This is a genomic window from Nostoc sp. CCY0012, assembly GCF_963920855.1.
Taxonomy (GTDB): domain Bacteria; phylum Cyanobacteriota; class Cyanobacteriia; order Cyanobacteriales; family Nostocaceae; genus Cyanocohniella.
Genome location: NZ_CAWUDM010000016.1, coordinates 42,822 through 55,677, shown reverse-complemented (window position 1 = coordinate 55,677; position 12,856 = coordinate 42,822). Strand labels below are relative to the sequence as shown.

Below are 12,856 nucleotides of genomic sequence, written 5' to 3'. Positions count from 1 at the left end.
GATGAAATGAGATTCCTAACACAATCTTGATAGTCAAAGGATAAATAGCAGTAGTATTATCCTTGATGACAGGAATGCAAATTGATGATTAAAAAGGAGCTAGACAACAGTTTTAGTCAGCTTTTTACCTCCCTCACCTCTATATATAAAATTCTCATGAAAACCGTTTTAATTGTTGAAGACGATCTAATTAACGCTCGTGTTTTTTCTAAAATTTTGACCAAACGGGGAGGCTTGGATGTGAAACACACAGAAAATGTGGAAGAAGTAATCAAGATTGCCCAGTCGGGAGAAGCAGACCTAATTTTGATGGATGTCTCTCTTTCTAGAAGTGTTTACCAAGGTCAATCTGTTGACGGAATCAAAATTACACAAATGTTGAAATCCGACCCAAAAACAGCAAACTTACCTGTTATTCTGGTAACAGCCCATGCGATGGAAGGCGATCGCGAGAACTTTCTCAAGCAAAGTGGTGCAGATGGTTACATCTCTAAACCTGTTGTCGATCATCAAAAGTTTGTTGAACAAATTATTGCCCTTCTCCCTACAGATATACACTAAACCTTGACTACTGCTGTCAAGAATATTCGCCCAAAGCATTCACTGGGCGAATAATTCTCGTTTTATTTAGTATATATGTACTATATAATGATAGTACTCGGCAAGTGTCAATGTCATAAAAGGCAAAAAGCAAAGACTTTTAATTTTTGCCTCTAGGCTCTGTTGTCAGCATAATTCGTCATTGATATTTCTAGCAACTAGAACCTTTAATGACGAATTACGAATTAGTAATTATGTCTTACCTGGGTGCTGACGAGTTATCCTGTTGCTGTAGAGCAGCTTGAATGCCCGGCAATTCTAAGAATTGTTTTGTATCAGATAACAGACGTTCACCCCAGAGGTTTTCCTTGAGGAAATCCAAATCACCATAGCGCTGATCGATACGCAGTGCAGTTTCTCCCATTGACAGAGCTTGCTGGCGATCGCCTTTATTGTATAGTGCCACAGCTAGGGCTAATAAAGGCTCTGCTGCTTGCTTGTCGATATTCACAGAAGCTCGCCATTGCTTAATTGCCCCATCAATATTACCCTGTTCATAATTAATTAAACCAATGTTGTTAATCGCGGGCCAGAATTTTTGATCTTGAGAGAAAGATTTATTGTAATGGGCGATCGCCTCGGATAATCGACCCATCATATAATAAGCATTACCCAAATCAAACAATCCCTCGGCATTGTCAGGTTTTAACTTCAAGCCCTCCTTGTAATAATCCGCCGCTGCTTGGTACTTTTGCTGTTGGAACTGAGCTGAACCTAACGCAAATGCAACGTCCGGATTTTGAGGATTGAGAGATTTTGCTTTTTGCAATGCATTTGTAGCTGCATCATAATCTTTAGCTTGTAAATGCAAACCACCTAAAAGAAACCAAACTCTCTCATTTTTGGGAGCCAGTTGACTCGCCAATCTCGCCCGTGGTAAGGCCAAGTCAAATTGCTGAAATTGACCGAGTTGAGCCGCTTCTTGTGCTAGGCGCAACCCTTGTTGCTCCAACTTTGTTGCATCTAGCTGCACGGTATGGGGGAGCAACGCTTGTGCGTTCACTGCCCTGGGCATACTCCACAAGCTGCAAACTACCAGAAGAGAAATTAAACTAACATTTTTAGGCACACTACCGCCTCTTAGCCACAAATCAAGGAATCTTCCAGCTAGCTTAAACGATCTCTGCTTGAGAAGAAAGGCAAAATTTACTGTCGCTAGTGCTGGCTGTATCAGCATATACTAATTATTCCAATTTCAACTTCAATTTAGATGACTCAGAACGAACAAAAATTACTTGATTCATGGGCTGTGAATGCTCAACCGTGGACACGTGTAGTGCGTGAACAGCAAATTAAAAGTCGTACTTTGGTGACAAACTCCGCTATTGTCGCAGCTGTGGTGGAACTTGCACCCAAATCATTCTTAGATATTGGATGTGGTGAAGGCTGGTTATGCCGTGAACTTTGCTCACGTGGGTTTAATGGGTGGGGAGTTGATGGTACACCTGATCTGATTGAGTCAGCAAAATCTCTTGGCGATGTCCGCTTTGTAGTATCTGCATACTCGGATTTGCCATTACAAAAATTTGGCAGCTTTCAGCAATTCTCTTGCTTCATCTGCAACTTTTCCATTCTGGGAGAACGCTCCTTGGGAGAAATAGCTGAAGCGGGCCAGAGTTTGCTAGAGTCTCAAGGCAAAATAATTATTCAAACACTCCATCCTCTGATGACAGGTGATGACTTACCATACGCAGATGGTTGGCGTTCCACTTCTTGGCAAGGGATATCAGATGAATTGTTTCAACCTGCTCCTTGGTATTTTAGGACAATTGAATCATGGATTGCAGAGTTTCATCTCAGGAATTACCGATTAGTCAAGTTACAAGAACCTTGCCATTCCCAGACTCTGCAACCAGCTTCAATGATTTTTATTTTTGAACGACAGTGAATTAGATTGCAGGCATAAGTTGCAACTATGTTCATCCCTCGTGTTCTAGATTTTTGGAAGTCAAATTATGGTTAAAAACTAGAACATCAATTCTCAAAATACCAATCTTCAAGGATTATTAATGCATAAATTATCAAAATTAATAAACCACAAAGGGCGTAATTTACGCAGTTATAGATATTTTTTATTTGGCAGTCTGTTAGCGAAGCTGGGTAACAGCGTAATACTTGATATTCAAAAATTTAATTATATTAGTAGAGAAATATTTTTTGGTAAATCAGGCAAAATTAATGACTTTGGTCATATACTCTTTTATCCTGATTAATGACTTTAGTCACGCATAGAATTGGAACTTTGTGTCTGATAATTACTAGCATCAATTGAGTTTGACGCAATTGAAATTTTGTGCAAATAAGGAGTCAATTTCACTAACAAACGGCCAAATCAGGCTTCAAAATGGAGTACTTATCAAAATATAGTGGTTAAAATTAAGGGCAGTACACTGAGATTATGGAATCGCTAACCTACAGAAAATCCTTTTCCTAGCGGTAACTAAAATCTGACGAAATTGCAAGGTATAGAGCTACCAGGCTAAAGTTCTAGCCATCCAGAACTAGCTCGGTAGCCATTTTTTCTACATTAAAATTAATATGACTATTGATACATCCAACCCAGTAGATTCAGCATCTTTGATGCCAAAGGTGAAAACAAAGAATAGGAATCGTTGGCTATCTTGGTTACTTATCTTGGGACTTTTAAGTGGAGTTGGCTATGCAGTGTATTACCAACTAGCCGTCCGTCCTGGTCAACAAGCAAGACAGCGAGTGCTGACGCAGCCTGTAGAACGACAAAACCTCACAGACACAGTGGCCGCTAATGGAACGGTGAAGCCTGAAAGGTCAATAAATCTCAGTCCGAAAAATTCCGGCATTTTGAGAAGATTATTAGTGGAAGAAGGGGATATTGTCAAAGCCGGGCAAATTTTGGCTTACATGGATGACTCTAATCTGCAAGGGCAACTCACTTCAGCGCGCGGACAACTATTCAAGCCCAAATTAATGACACCATCATTCGCGCTCCTTTTGATGGTTTGGTGACGAGGAAGTTTGCTGATCCTGGTGCTTTTGTGACGCCTACCACTGCTGGTAGCGATGTATCTTCTGCGACTTCTTCCTCTATTTTGTCTTTGGCTTCTCTTAATGAAGTGGTGACTAATTTAGCGGAAACCAATATTTCTCAAATTAGCCTTGGTCAATCAGTCACAATTAGGGCGGATGCTTATCCCGGAAGAACTTTTGCAGGTCAAGTTAGTCAAATTGCTGCCCAAGCTGTTGTAGTGCAAAATGTTACCAGTTTTGAAGTGAAAGTATCACTTGTAGACCCGGAACGGCTTCTGAGATCGGGGATGAATGTGGAAGCAGAGTTTCAAGTTAATCAGGTAGAAAACGCCTTAGTTGTGCCTACAGCCTCGGTTGTGCGTCGAGAAAATGGTACGGGTGTGTTTGTGGTTGGCGCTGATGGACAACCTTTTTTTACTCGTATTGAGACTGGAATGACTGAGAACAACTTTACGGAAGTTAAATCGGGATTGACAGGAGATGAGGAAGTTTTACTGAGTTTTCCGCCAGGGTCACGTCCACAATCAACACCGCGAGGGGGTATTCTTCCTGGTATGGGTGGGGGTGGTCGAAATCGTGGTGGTCGCCCATAAATTTGGTTTTGAATAATATAGCTATTTTGGGGGAATTGTGAAGATTAGTGTTTTGACTAACCGCCAAGTGCGCCAAGAACAGCCAGGGGGTGTTGTACAGACTCGCTCGGTGCCATTTTGGGAAATTTTGTCAATGGCGGCGGAGACGCTGTGGAGTAATAAGTTACGCACAGGCTTGACGATGCTGGGTGTAATTATTGGTATTGCTTCAGTTATTGCTATTACTTCTGTTGGTCAAGGGGTGCAAAGAGGTGTTGAGCAACAAATTCAGGCTTTGGGTACAGATGTGATTCAGGTTTTGGCGGGTGCGGCTAGAAGCGGTAATGTGCGTCAAGGCTTAGGTTCTAGTAGTACTTTAACTTGGGAAGATGCTAAGGCGATCGCATCACAAGCACCATCGGCTGAGATTGTTTCTGCTTATCTCCAAAGCAATACACAAGTGGTTTATGGGCAGCAAAATACTTCGACAACTGTTTTTGGTACAGATTTGAATTACCCGGAAGCGAGAAATACTTTTCCCCAGCAGGGAAGATTTTTTACTCAGGAGGAACTAGATACTGCTACACAAGTGGCGATTATTGGGACTACAGTCCAGAGGACATTATTTGGACAGAGTGCTAATGTTCTAGGCGAAAGAATCCGCATTCAGGGCGAGGCTTATGAAGTAATTGGCGTCATGAAACCGAAAGGTTCTCAAGGGCCCAATGACCGAGATGACCAAGTGTTTATTCCTCTAACTAGTATGTCTAGGAGAATTGTGGGTAACAATGCCTTAGCAGGTGTTTCTGTGAATGGAATTTTAATTAAATCCAGTGATCAGGAAAAGTTAGAGGCCGCTCAGTTTCAAGTGACGAATATTTTACGCCTACGCCACAATATTTATCCACCACAACCTGATGATTTCCGCTTAACTAACCAAGCTGATATTGTCAGTACCTTCACCAATGTGGTGGGGTTATTTACAATTATGGTAGTAGCGATCGCCGGGATTTCTTTAGTTGTTGGTGGTATCGGTATTGCTAATATTATGCTGGTTTCTGTTGTCGAACGGACGCGGGAAATTGGGATTCGTAAGGCAGTAGGGGCAACCAATTCAGCAATTCTCAATCAATTTTTAGCTGAGGCGATCGTCATTTCCACTCTGGGTGGTGCTATTGGCATAGGGGGTGGCATTTTAATTGCCTTTAGTGCATCTACAGTTTTCAGTTTTCCCTTTGTGATTTCTGTATTATCAATTATTGCTGGGTTTGCCCTATCTTTAGGCGTTGGCTTACTAGCTGGTGTAATTCCTGCACGCAATGCCTCTAAATTAGATCCGATTACTGCTTTAAGAAGCGATTAAATAATTATTAATTTGTAATTCATATGACTACGATGATTTGGCTGGAGTCTATTACTAAAACTTACTATTTAGGAGAAGTTACTGTTCCTATACTTAAGGGTATTCAACTTTCCATTGAGGAAGGGGAATATATTTCTATTATGGGTGCGTCAGGTTCGGGTAAATCTACGTTGATGAATATTGTGGGGTGTTTGGATCGGCCCTCAACGGGAAACTACATTTTTGAAGGCAGAAATTTAACTACTTTTAATGATGATGAATTAGCTTATATTCGTAACCAAAGAATTGGTTTTGTTTTCCAACAATTTAATTTATTGGCGCGGTCAACGGCTTTAGAAAATGTCATGTTACCCATGATTTATGCCAACTTACCTAAACCAAAACGCCGTCAAAGGGCTTTGGAAGCATTACAAAGGGTGGGACTAGGCGATCGCATTGCTAATCGTCCCAGTCAACTGTCTGGCGGACAACAACAACGGGTAGCGATCGCCCGTGCTTTGGTTAACCGACCAGCATTGGTTTTGGCAGATGAACCTACGGGTGCTTTAGATACTGAAACTTCTCACGATGTAATGAATTTATTAACAGAATTAAATGAGCAAGGAATTACCATTGTGATTGTGACTCACGAACCAGATATTGCTGCTCAAACCAAAAGAATTATCCGCGTCCAAGATGGTTTAATTGTTGGCTAAAATTTCTGTTAACTGCTCGTATTTTGTTTCAGCCAAGCACCTAAATCAGATACATGAGAAAAGTCTAAAAATTCTTCTCCTAACTGTTCCCATTGTTTTGTAGTTAAAACTCGCATTCTCTCAATTATGGATGCATCGATTTCGCCAAATCGAGGATTTTATACAGGTTGTCATATTCTGCCATCTATAAAAGATTATTTTATATTAAATTAACTTATGAATAGTTCAACCATATTACATACCCTAATCGTAGCTTTGCCCACTACTGTTAGGTCTTGCTGGATAATATTGATATTAGGGTATTAAGTTTCTAAAATAAACCAATGTAAAGTAATTCTTCCCAGTTAACCAGTATCTCTTATTGTCTGATATCTGTTGGGAGAGAAAGCCTGTTTTTCGATACACTATCTAAGCAATCTGTCAATACGTAAGTGCTAAATATAATATGAATTTTCTCTTATACTGTGTGCATTTTACCGGGGTTGCCGTGGCGATCGCTCTTGTTGTCCCGACTTTAGCCAAGAGCGTCAATGCTCAAACTCCCGTAGAAACACCAGCTAATGCTGTACAAGTTCCCGATTTTCTCAACCCTAGTCCCAATCCACTGCAATTTCCGACAAAGCCAGAAGAAGTGAGGATTCAGGGTACTCAACCCATAACCTTGGCTCAGGCCTTGGAACTAGCAAAACGCAATAATCGAGATTTACAAGTAGCTATATTAGAACTTGAGCGCGGACAATCTGCATTGCGAGAGTCTCAAGCGGCTTTGTTTCCTAATGTTAGTCTTGGTGCTAATTTGACTAACAGTGGTGAAGGTTTTACTGGGACTGCGGCTCAATCTAGTACTGCTTTCAACGGTCAAGTGCAAATAAATTATGACATTTATACATCTGGTAGTAGGCAAGCTAGCATCCGCGTAGCAGAGGAACGGTTACCCCAGCTGTCTGTGGAAATCAGGTCTTTGGAAATTGAGTTGAATGTCATCACTCAATACTACGATTTGCAAGAAGCTGATGAACAAGTACGAATTAATCAATCGGCTGTAGAAAACGCCCAGGCTAGTTTGCGGGATGCTCAAGCTAGGGAACAGGCGGGAGTCGGTACACGGTTCGATGTGCTGCAATCTCAGGTAAATTTAGCTAATGCTCAACAAGATTTAACTAATTCTCTGGCTCAACAGCAAATAGTCCGGCGACAGTTTGCTACTTTGTTAAGTTTGGCGCAGTCGGTAAATATCAGTGCGGCTGATCCTGTGGAAATAGCGGGTCTTTGGCAGCCAACGGTTGAAGAAAGTATTATTCAAGCATTACAAAACCGTCCAGAATTGCCACAACAATTATCACAACGCAGGATTTCCGAACAACAGCGAAGACAGGCTTTGGCACGGCTAGGGCCGCAAATCAGTGCGAATGGGTTCTATAACATAGCTGATCGATTTGATGATGGATTCAGCTCTACTGATGGTTATTCAATAGCACTTAGAGGCAGTTTAAATTTATTTGATGGGGGTGCAGCTAGAGCAAGTGCAGCTCAGTCACAAGTTAATATTGCGATCGCCGAAACGCAATTTGCCAGTCAGCGCGATCAAATTCGGTTCGATGTAGAACAATTCTATGCTCAATTGCAATCAAATCTAGAGAATGTGCAAACTTCTAGCGTGGCTTTAAATCAAGCTAGGGAAGCATTAAATTTAGCTAGGCTGAGGTTTGAAGCTGGTGTAGGTACTCAAACAGATGTGATTTTTGCAGAAAACGACCTCACCAGGGCTGAAGGTAATCGAGTCACAGCTATTTTAAATTACAATCGTGCCTTGGCTAATTTGCGGCGGAGTGTGGCTTTGAGGGCGGCCAATTAAATCAACAACCTCACTGAAGAGGCAGGGAGCAGGGGGCAGGGGGGAGAGACTGGGAAGTCCCTTGTACCAAAAGATAAGGTTTAAATAAAGCCGAGTGGAATTGTGGGCGATAGCTCCCTTGCTCCCTTGCTCTGTTGATTGTACTCCTCCTACGGAGAAGCAAGCTACGCGCAGCGTCTCGTAGAGAAGCCCTAACGCCACTTGACGCCAGTCCGTACCCTGCGGGAAGCCGCCCAGAGGGCGTCTACAAGTCAGGAAACCCATCCACCGCAGTGGCTCCTCCTTGTGGGTGGTTTTTCTCCCCTGCTCCCTGCCCCTCTGCTCCCTGCCTCTTCGACATGGTGTGGATTTCACTCTATCAGGTGAAGGCGGGAAAAAATACTAAAAGTTAGTATAAAAACAGATTAAGCAACTATAAAGCTGATTTTCAGTCTAGTTGTTTAGTTGATGGACAGTTTTTTACATTTCTGCACTTGCTAGCTCAGGCTACTATTTATGATGACGCAGATAGAATTTCCCTTTATTGGCAAAGTCAAGCATCCATTTCGCTGGGCAATGGGGTTAATAGTAGCAGGTTCAGTCGTTGTCGGTACAACTACTACATATCACCTTGTTAACCAGAGATCACGTGAACAAGATATCAGCCAATTAACTGTTCCTGTGGAAGCTCAAAATGTCACTTTGCGGATTACTGCTAGTGGTAAGGTTGTACCTGTTCAAAGTGTCAATATCAGTCCCAAAAACCCTGGTGTGGTGGCACAGTTATATGTGGAACAAGGCGATCGCGTCCAACAAGGACAAGTTCTCGCCCGTATGGATGTGGGTGATATTCAAGCGCAGATACTGCAATACCGCGCTAATTTAGCCCAAGCACAGGCCCAGTTAGATCAAGCCCGTGCGGGGAGTCGTCCTCAAGAAATTGACCAAGCCAGAGCTAGATTAGCCCAAGCAGAGGCACAATTAGCTCAAGCCCGTGCGGGGAATCGCGCCCAAGAAATTGCCCAAGCCCAAGCACAGGTAAATTCAGCCCAAGCACAGGTGACTCTCACCCAATCACGGGTGAACCGCTATCGAGAATTAACCCAGCAAGGGGCAACTTCTCAAGACCAATTGGAACAGTATATTAGTGAAGACCAAAGAGCAAAAGCTAGTTTAGATGAAGCCCAAAAACGACTGTCACTATTAGAAAGTGGTAGCCGCAATGAGGAAATCACAGCAAGGGAAGCTGCTGTTACTGAAGCCCGCGCCGCCTTAATTCTGTTGCAAAATGGCAGTCGTCCAGAAGAAATTGCTCAACGTCAAGCAGCAGTGAAAGGGGCGGAAGCTCAAATCCAAGCGGCAGAAGTCAGGCTCCAAGATACAGTTATTCGTGCGCCTTTATCAGGAATTGTCACCCAGAAATACGCCAATGTGGGTGCATTTGTTACTCCCACAACTTCGGCTTCTACTAGTGCGTCGGCTACTTCCAGTTCCATTGTCGCCGTTGCTAAAGGTTTAGAAGTGCTAGCGCAAGTCCCAGAAGTTGATATTGGCAGAATTAAACAGGGACAGCAGGTAGAAATTGTGGCTGATGCCTATCCCGACCAAATATTTAAAGGTAATGTGCGTTTAATTGCCCCCGAAGCCGTAGTAGAACAAGGCGTGACATCCTTTCAGGTGCGGGTGGAGTTAGATACAGGTATAGATGAATTGCGTTCTGGCTTAAATGTAGATTTAACCTTCTTAGGCGATCGCGTCAGTGATGCTTTGGTGTTACCAACGGTAGCCATTGTCACAGAACAAGGCATAACAGGGGTATTGGTAGCCGATGAAAAAAATCAACCCCAGTTCCGTGAAGTGACAATTGGCGCCCAAATCCAAGACCAAACCCAGATTTTACAAGGACTCCAACAAGGCGATCGCGTCTTTATCAACCCACCACAAGACTACATCACTGAAAGAGCCAAACAGCAGAACAACCAATAAAATTACGAATTACTTATGAATCTCCTCGAAAGTATGCAAATGGCAGGAAAAACCCTGCTATCGAATAAGTTGCGTAGCGCCTTAACGATGTTGGGAATTGTCATTGGTAATGCTTCGGTAATTGCCATGATTGGTATTGGTGAAGGCGGACAAAGGTTTGTTACCCAAGAGTTGGAATCTTTAGGGCCAAACGTATTATTTGTGATTCCCGGTAATCGCGCCACACAGCGCATTTCTTTAGATTTACCCAGAACTTTAGTGTATGAAGATGCTCAGGCGATCGCCAGTCAAGTACCAACTATAGCGGCTGTGACTGCTGAGTTAAATAGTAGGCAGGTGGTAACTTATCGTAACCAAAACACTAATGTCAACATTATTGGTACAACTCCCAGCTTCTTAAGTGTGCGTGACTTTGAAACTGCCACAGGGCGGTTTTTCAACGACATAGACATGAGGCGCAGTAACCAAGTTGTAGTCATTGGTGCAGACTTAGCAGAAAGATTCTTTGGTAATAGTAACCCTGTGGGTCAGCAGTTGCGGATTAAAAATGCTAGCTTTCAAGTCATTGGGGTGTTAGAGGACAAAGGCTCAAATTTAGGTGTGAATTACGATGAAGCCGCCTTAATCCCACTGAATACTATGGCTAACCGCATTGTCGGACGAACTTCTCCCTATGGATTGGAGGTAACTTATATTGTCGCTTCAGCCACAGATGCTGAAAGTGTGGATGCAGCCCAGTTTCAAATCACGAACTTACTACGTTTGCGGCACAAAATTACTGGAGAAGACGATTTCACCATCAACACGCAAAAAGATGCGTTGCAAACCGTTGGTCAAATTACAGGTGCATTAACCATTATGCTCGCTGCGATCGCCGGCATCTCATTATTTGTGGGTGGTATTGGCATTATGAATATTATGCTGGTTTCCGTCACCGAACGCACCCAAGAAATCGGACTACGAAAGGCAATTGGTGCTAACGAGCAAGATATTTTGCTGCAATTCATGATTGAGGCGGTGATTGTTTCCGTCATTGGTGGTTTAGTGGGGACTGCGGTTGGTGTGAGCGGTATTGTCTTGGTAGCAGCTGTTACTCCCTTAGAAGCGGCAATTTCTCCCATAGCCATAGCTACAGCCGTTGGTGTTTCTGGCGGTATTGGTTTATTTTTTGGTGTCGTTCCCGCCCGTCGCGCTGCTAAACTTGACCCGATTGTGGCGCTCAGAAGTGCTTAGAAAGGTGGACTATCCCACATTTTCCCAGTTTTTGTTAAAAATATTACATATTAATTACAACTCATCTATCCCAGTGCTGACAGTTAGATATTTGAACTGGCTATTTTCCGGAAATATTTGCCAAAATGGCCTAATTTAATGAATATTCAATAGTATCCTGTTATGTATTCTGAGAATACGAAGTTAGAGTATAGGTCTCAAGTACATACATCACGCAAGTTTCCATGTTCCGACAACCTGCTTTTGGCATCGCTTTAAGTACGCTTGTCTTTGCGAGTGGATTAATGACTGCTCCCATACCAGGTAACTCTTCGACAGAACCAACCACTCCTAATCAACCGTTGTTGATTCCTTTAAGTCAGGCTGCAACATTAACTACGTCTTTTGAAACTACTGCTTTGGAGAAATCAGTTTTTGAGGAAATCAATCGATATCGAATTGCTAATAAACTGCCACAGTTGACCCTAAATGCAAATATTACTCAACAGGCTCGGATTCACAGTCAAAACATGGCTAATGGACAAGTCCCGTTTAGTCATCAGGGATTTGAACAGCGTGTGAAAGCTATTCCCCTTCGCTACAATGATGCGTCAGAGAATGTCGCTGTTAATCAGGGATATAGCGATCCCGCTAGCGAAGCTATTACTGGTTGGTTGAAAAGTCCTGGACATTTACAAAACATCCAAGGCAATTTTGACCACACGGGGATTGGTGTTGCGACTAATTCCCAAGGCGAAGTTTACCTTACCCAAATTTTCATTCGTACTAGATAGGATAATAATGTAGTGTCTTATGGTAATTTCACCGAAAAGACACTGCATTTATTATTGAGTAATTCATGACACTACCAGATTTTCAAGTAGGCGATGGCGATCTGAGCGACGATGTGCTGGCGGAGTATTTAAAATCCGAGGCCATGGCCATTGATACCGAAACTATGGGTTTATTACCACAGCGCGATCGCCTGTGTCTTGTGCAGCTGTGCAACCCGGAAGGCAAAGTCACGGCAATTCGCATCGCTAGAGGGCAAACTGCGGCCCCTAATTTGAAGCAACTCTTGGAAGCGGTGAATATTGTCAAAGTTTTTCACTTCGCTCGTTTCGATGTTGCGACTTTACGCTATAACTTGGGGATTCAGGTGCAGCCTGTTTTTTGTACCAAAATTGCCAGTAAACTAGCTCGTACTTACACCAATCGTCACGGACTCAAGGATGTGGTGCAAGAGTTAACAAAAGTAGAACTAGATAAAAGCGCTCAAAGTTCTGATTGGGGTAACGCCGCTAATTTGTCTGAGGCTCAATTAAGCTACGCCGCCAATGATGTCCGCTACTTACTCAGTATCCAGCAGCAACTAACCGCTATGCTCAAACGGGAAGAACGTTGGGAAATTGCTCAAGAATGCTTTCACGTTCTACCGACATTAGTGTCCTTAGATTTATTGCAGTATAAAGATGTATTTGAGCATTAAGCAGACGGTCAATAGCTACAACTGACAACGCTTTTTATGTTAGTGCAGTTACCCTGCATCAAAGTAAAAAACCCTACAAATAGTAACTATTGACCTGAA

General features: G+C 42.8%; 11 protein-coding genes and 1 pseudogene. 10 read left to right on the top strand and 2 right to left on the bottom strand.

The annotated features are described in order from the left end of the window. The first annotated feature begins 156 nt into the window (after positions 1 to 156). Positions 157 to 561: a response regulator gene (locus ACM0OS_RS06580; protein ID WP_414542363.1), complete on the top strand. Its 405-nt coding sequence runs from the start codon at positions 157 to 159 to the stop codon at positions 559 to 561. A gap of 238 nt (positions 562 to 799) precedes the next feature. Here the strand turns inward: ACM0OS_RS06580 and ACM0OS_RS06575 are convergent, their stop codons facing one another. Further along, complete coding sequence (locus tag ACM0OS_RS06575; RefSeq protein ID WP_414542384.1) at positions 800 to 1,669, bottom strand: tetratricopeptide repeat protein; 870 nt, start codon at positions 1,667 to 1,669, stop codon at positions 800 to 802. Positions 1,670 to 1,810: 141 nt separating this feature from the next. Between ACM0OS_RS06575 and ACM0OS_RS06570 the strand changes: the two genes are divergently transcribed. From ACM0OS_RS06570 to ACM0OS_RS06555, 4 genes and pseudogenes are all read left to right on the top strand, one after another. After that, on the top strand, positions 1,811 to 2,488 hold the full coding sequence (locus tag ACM0OS_RS06570; RefSeq protein WP_414542362.1) for a class I SAM-dependent methyltransferase: 678 nt from the start codon (positions 1,811 to 1,813) through the stop codon (positions 2,486 to 2,488). A gap of 650 nt (positions 2,489 to 3,138) precedes the next feature. Then, positions 3,139 to 4,199: pseudogene (locus ACM0OS_RS06565) on the top strand (efflux RND transporter periplasmic adaptor subunit). Positions 4,200 to 4,332: 133 nt separating this feature from the next. Then, the gene (locus tag ACM0OS_RS06560) at positions 4,333 to 5,541 is read left to right on the top strand and encodes an ABC transporter permease (RefSeq protein ID WP_414542383.1); all 1,209 of its coding nucleotides are present in this window, start codon (positions 4,333 to 4,335) and stop codon (positions 5,539 to 5,541) included. A 23-nt stretch (positions 5,542 to 5,564) separates the two neighbouring features. Next, positions 5,565 to 6,236, top strand: coding sequence for an ABC transporter ATP-binding protein (locus tag ACM0OS_RS06555; protein WP_414542361.1), 672 nt, complete (start codon positions 5,565 to 5,567; stop codon positions 6,234 to 6,236). Positions 6,237 to 6,244: 8 nt separating this feature from the next. Here ACM0OS_RS06555 and ACM0OS_RS06550 read toward each other — a convergent pair whose 3' ends face one another. After that, positions 6,245 to 6,376: a DUF4351 domain-containing protein gene (locus tag ACM0OS_RS06550; RefSeq protein WP_414542382.1), complete on the bottom strand. Its 132-nt coding sequence runs from the start codon at positions 6,374 to 6,376 to the stop codon at positions 6,245 to 6,247. Between the two features lie 305 nt (positions 6,377 to 6,681). Here ACM0OS_RS06550 and ACM0OS_RS06545 point away from each other — a divergent pair, with 305 nt between their 5' ends. The 5 genes from ACM0OS_RS06545 (at position 6,682) to ACM0OS_RS06525 (ending at position 12,757) form a co-directional block, all read left to right on the top strand. Continuing rightward, a complete protein-coding gene (locus ACM0OS_RS06545) occupies positions 6,682 to 8,091 on the top strand; it encodes a TolC family protein (RefSeq protein ID WP_414542360.1) in 1,410 nt (469 codons plus the stop codon). Between the two features lie 495 nt (positions 8,092 to 8,586). After that, positions 8,587 to 10,056, top strand: a complete 1,470-nt coding sequence (locus tag ACM0OS_RS06540; RefSeq protein WP_414542359.1) for an efflux RND transporter periplasmic adaptor subunit — start codon at positions 8,587 to 8,589, stop codon at positions 10,054 to 10,056. 15 nt (positions 10,057 to 10,071) lie between these two features. Beyond that, the gene (locus tag ACM0OS_RS06535) at positions 10,072 to 11,289 is read left to right on the top strand and encodes an ABC transporter permease (RefSeq protein WP_414542358.1); all 1,218 of its coding nucleotides are present in this window, start codon (positions 10,072 to 10,074) and stop codon (positions 11,287 to 11,289) included. Positions 11,290 to 11,513: 224 nt separating this feature from the next. Continuing rightward, positions 11,514 to 12,062, top strand: coding sequence for a CAP domain-containing protein (locus ACM0OS_RS06530; protein ID WP_414542357.1), 549 nt, complete (start codon positions 11,514 to 11,516; stop codon positions 12,060 to 12,062). Positions 12,063 to 12,127: 65 nt separating this feature from the next. Further along, a complete protein-coding gene (locus tag ACM0OS_RS06525; RefSeq protein ID WP_414542356.1) occupies positions 12,128 to 12,757 on the top strand; it encodes a ribonuclease H-like domain-containing protein in 630 nt (209 codons plus the stop codon). The last annotated feature ends 99 nt before the right edge of the window (positions 12,758 to 12,856 follow it).

What these genes read in the sequence shown, in the direction of transcription:
- ACM0OS_RS06555 (WP_414542361.1), top strand. Translation starts at nt 5,565, where the DNA reads ATGACTACGATGATTTGGCTGGAGTCTATTACTAAAACTTACTATTTA.
- ACM0OS_RS06525 (WP_414542356.1), top strand. Translation starts at nt 12,128, where the DNA reads ATGACACTACCAGATTTTCAAGTAGGCGATGGCGATCTGAGCGACGAT.
- ACM0OS_RS06560 (WP_414542383.1), top strand. Translation starts at nt 4,333, where the DNA reads ATGGCGGCGGAGACGCTGTGGAGTAATAAGTTACGCACAGGCTTGACG.
- ACM0OS_RS06535 (WP_414542358.1), top strand. Translation starts at nt 10,072, where the DNA reads ATGAATCTCCTCGAAAGTATGCAAATGGCAGGAAAAACCCTGCTATCG.
- ACM0OS_RS06530 (WP_414542357.1), top strand. Translation starts at nt 11,514, where the DNA reads ATGTTCCGACAACCTGCTTTTGGCATCGCTTTAAGTACGCTTGTCTTT.
- ACM0OS_RS06545 (WP_414542360.1), top strand. Translation starts at nt 6,682, where the DNA reads ATGAATTTTCTCTTATACTGTGTGCATTTTACCGGGGTTGCCGTGGCG.
- ACM0OS_RS06580 (WP_414542363.1), top strand. Translation starts at nt 157, where the DNA reads ATGAAAACCGTTTTAATTGTTGAAGACGATCTAATTAACGCTCGTGTT.
- ACM0OS_RS06570 (WP_414542362.1), top strand. Translation starts at nt 1,811, where the DNA reads ATGACTCAGAACGAACAAAAATTACTTGATTCATGGGCTGTGAATGCT.
- ACM0OS_RS06540 (WP_414542359.1), top strand. Translation starts at nt 8,587, where the DNA reads ATGATGACGCAGATAGAATTTCCCTTTATTGGCAAAGTCAAGCATCCA.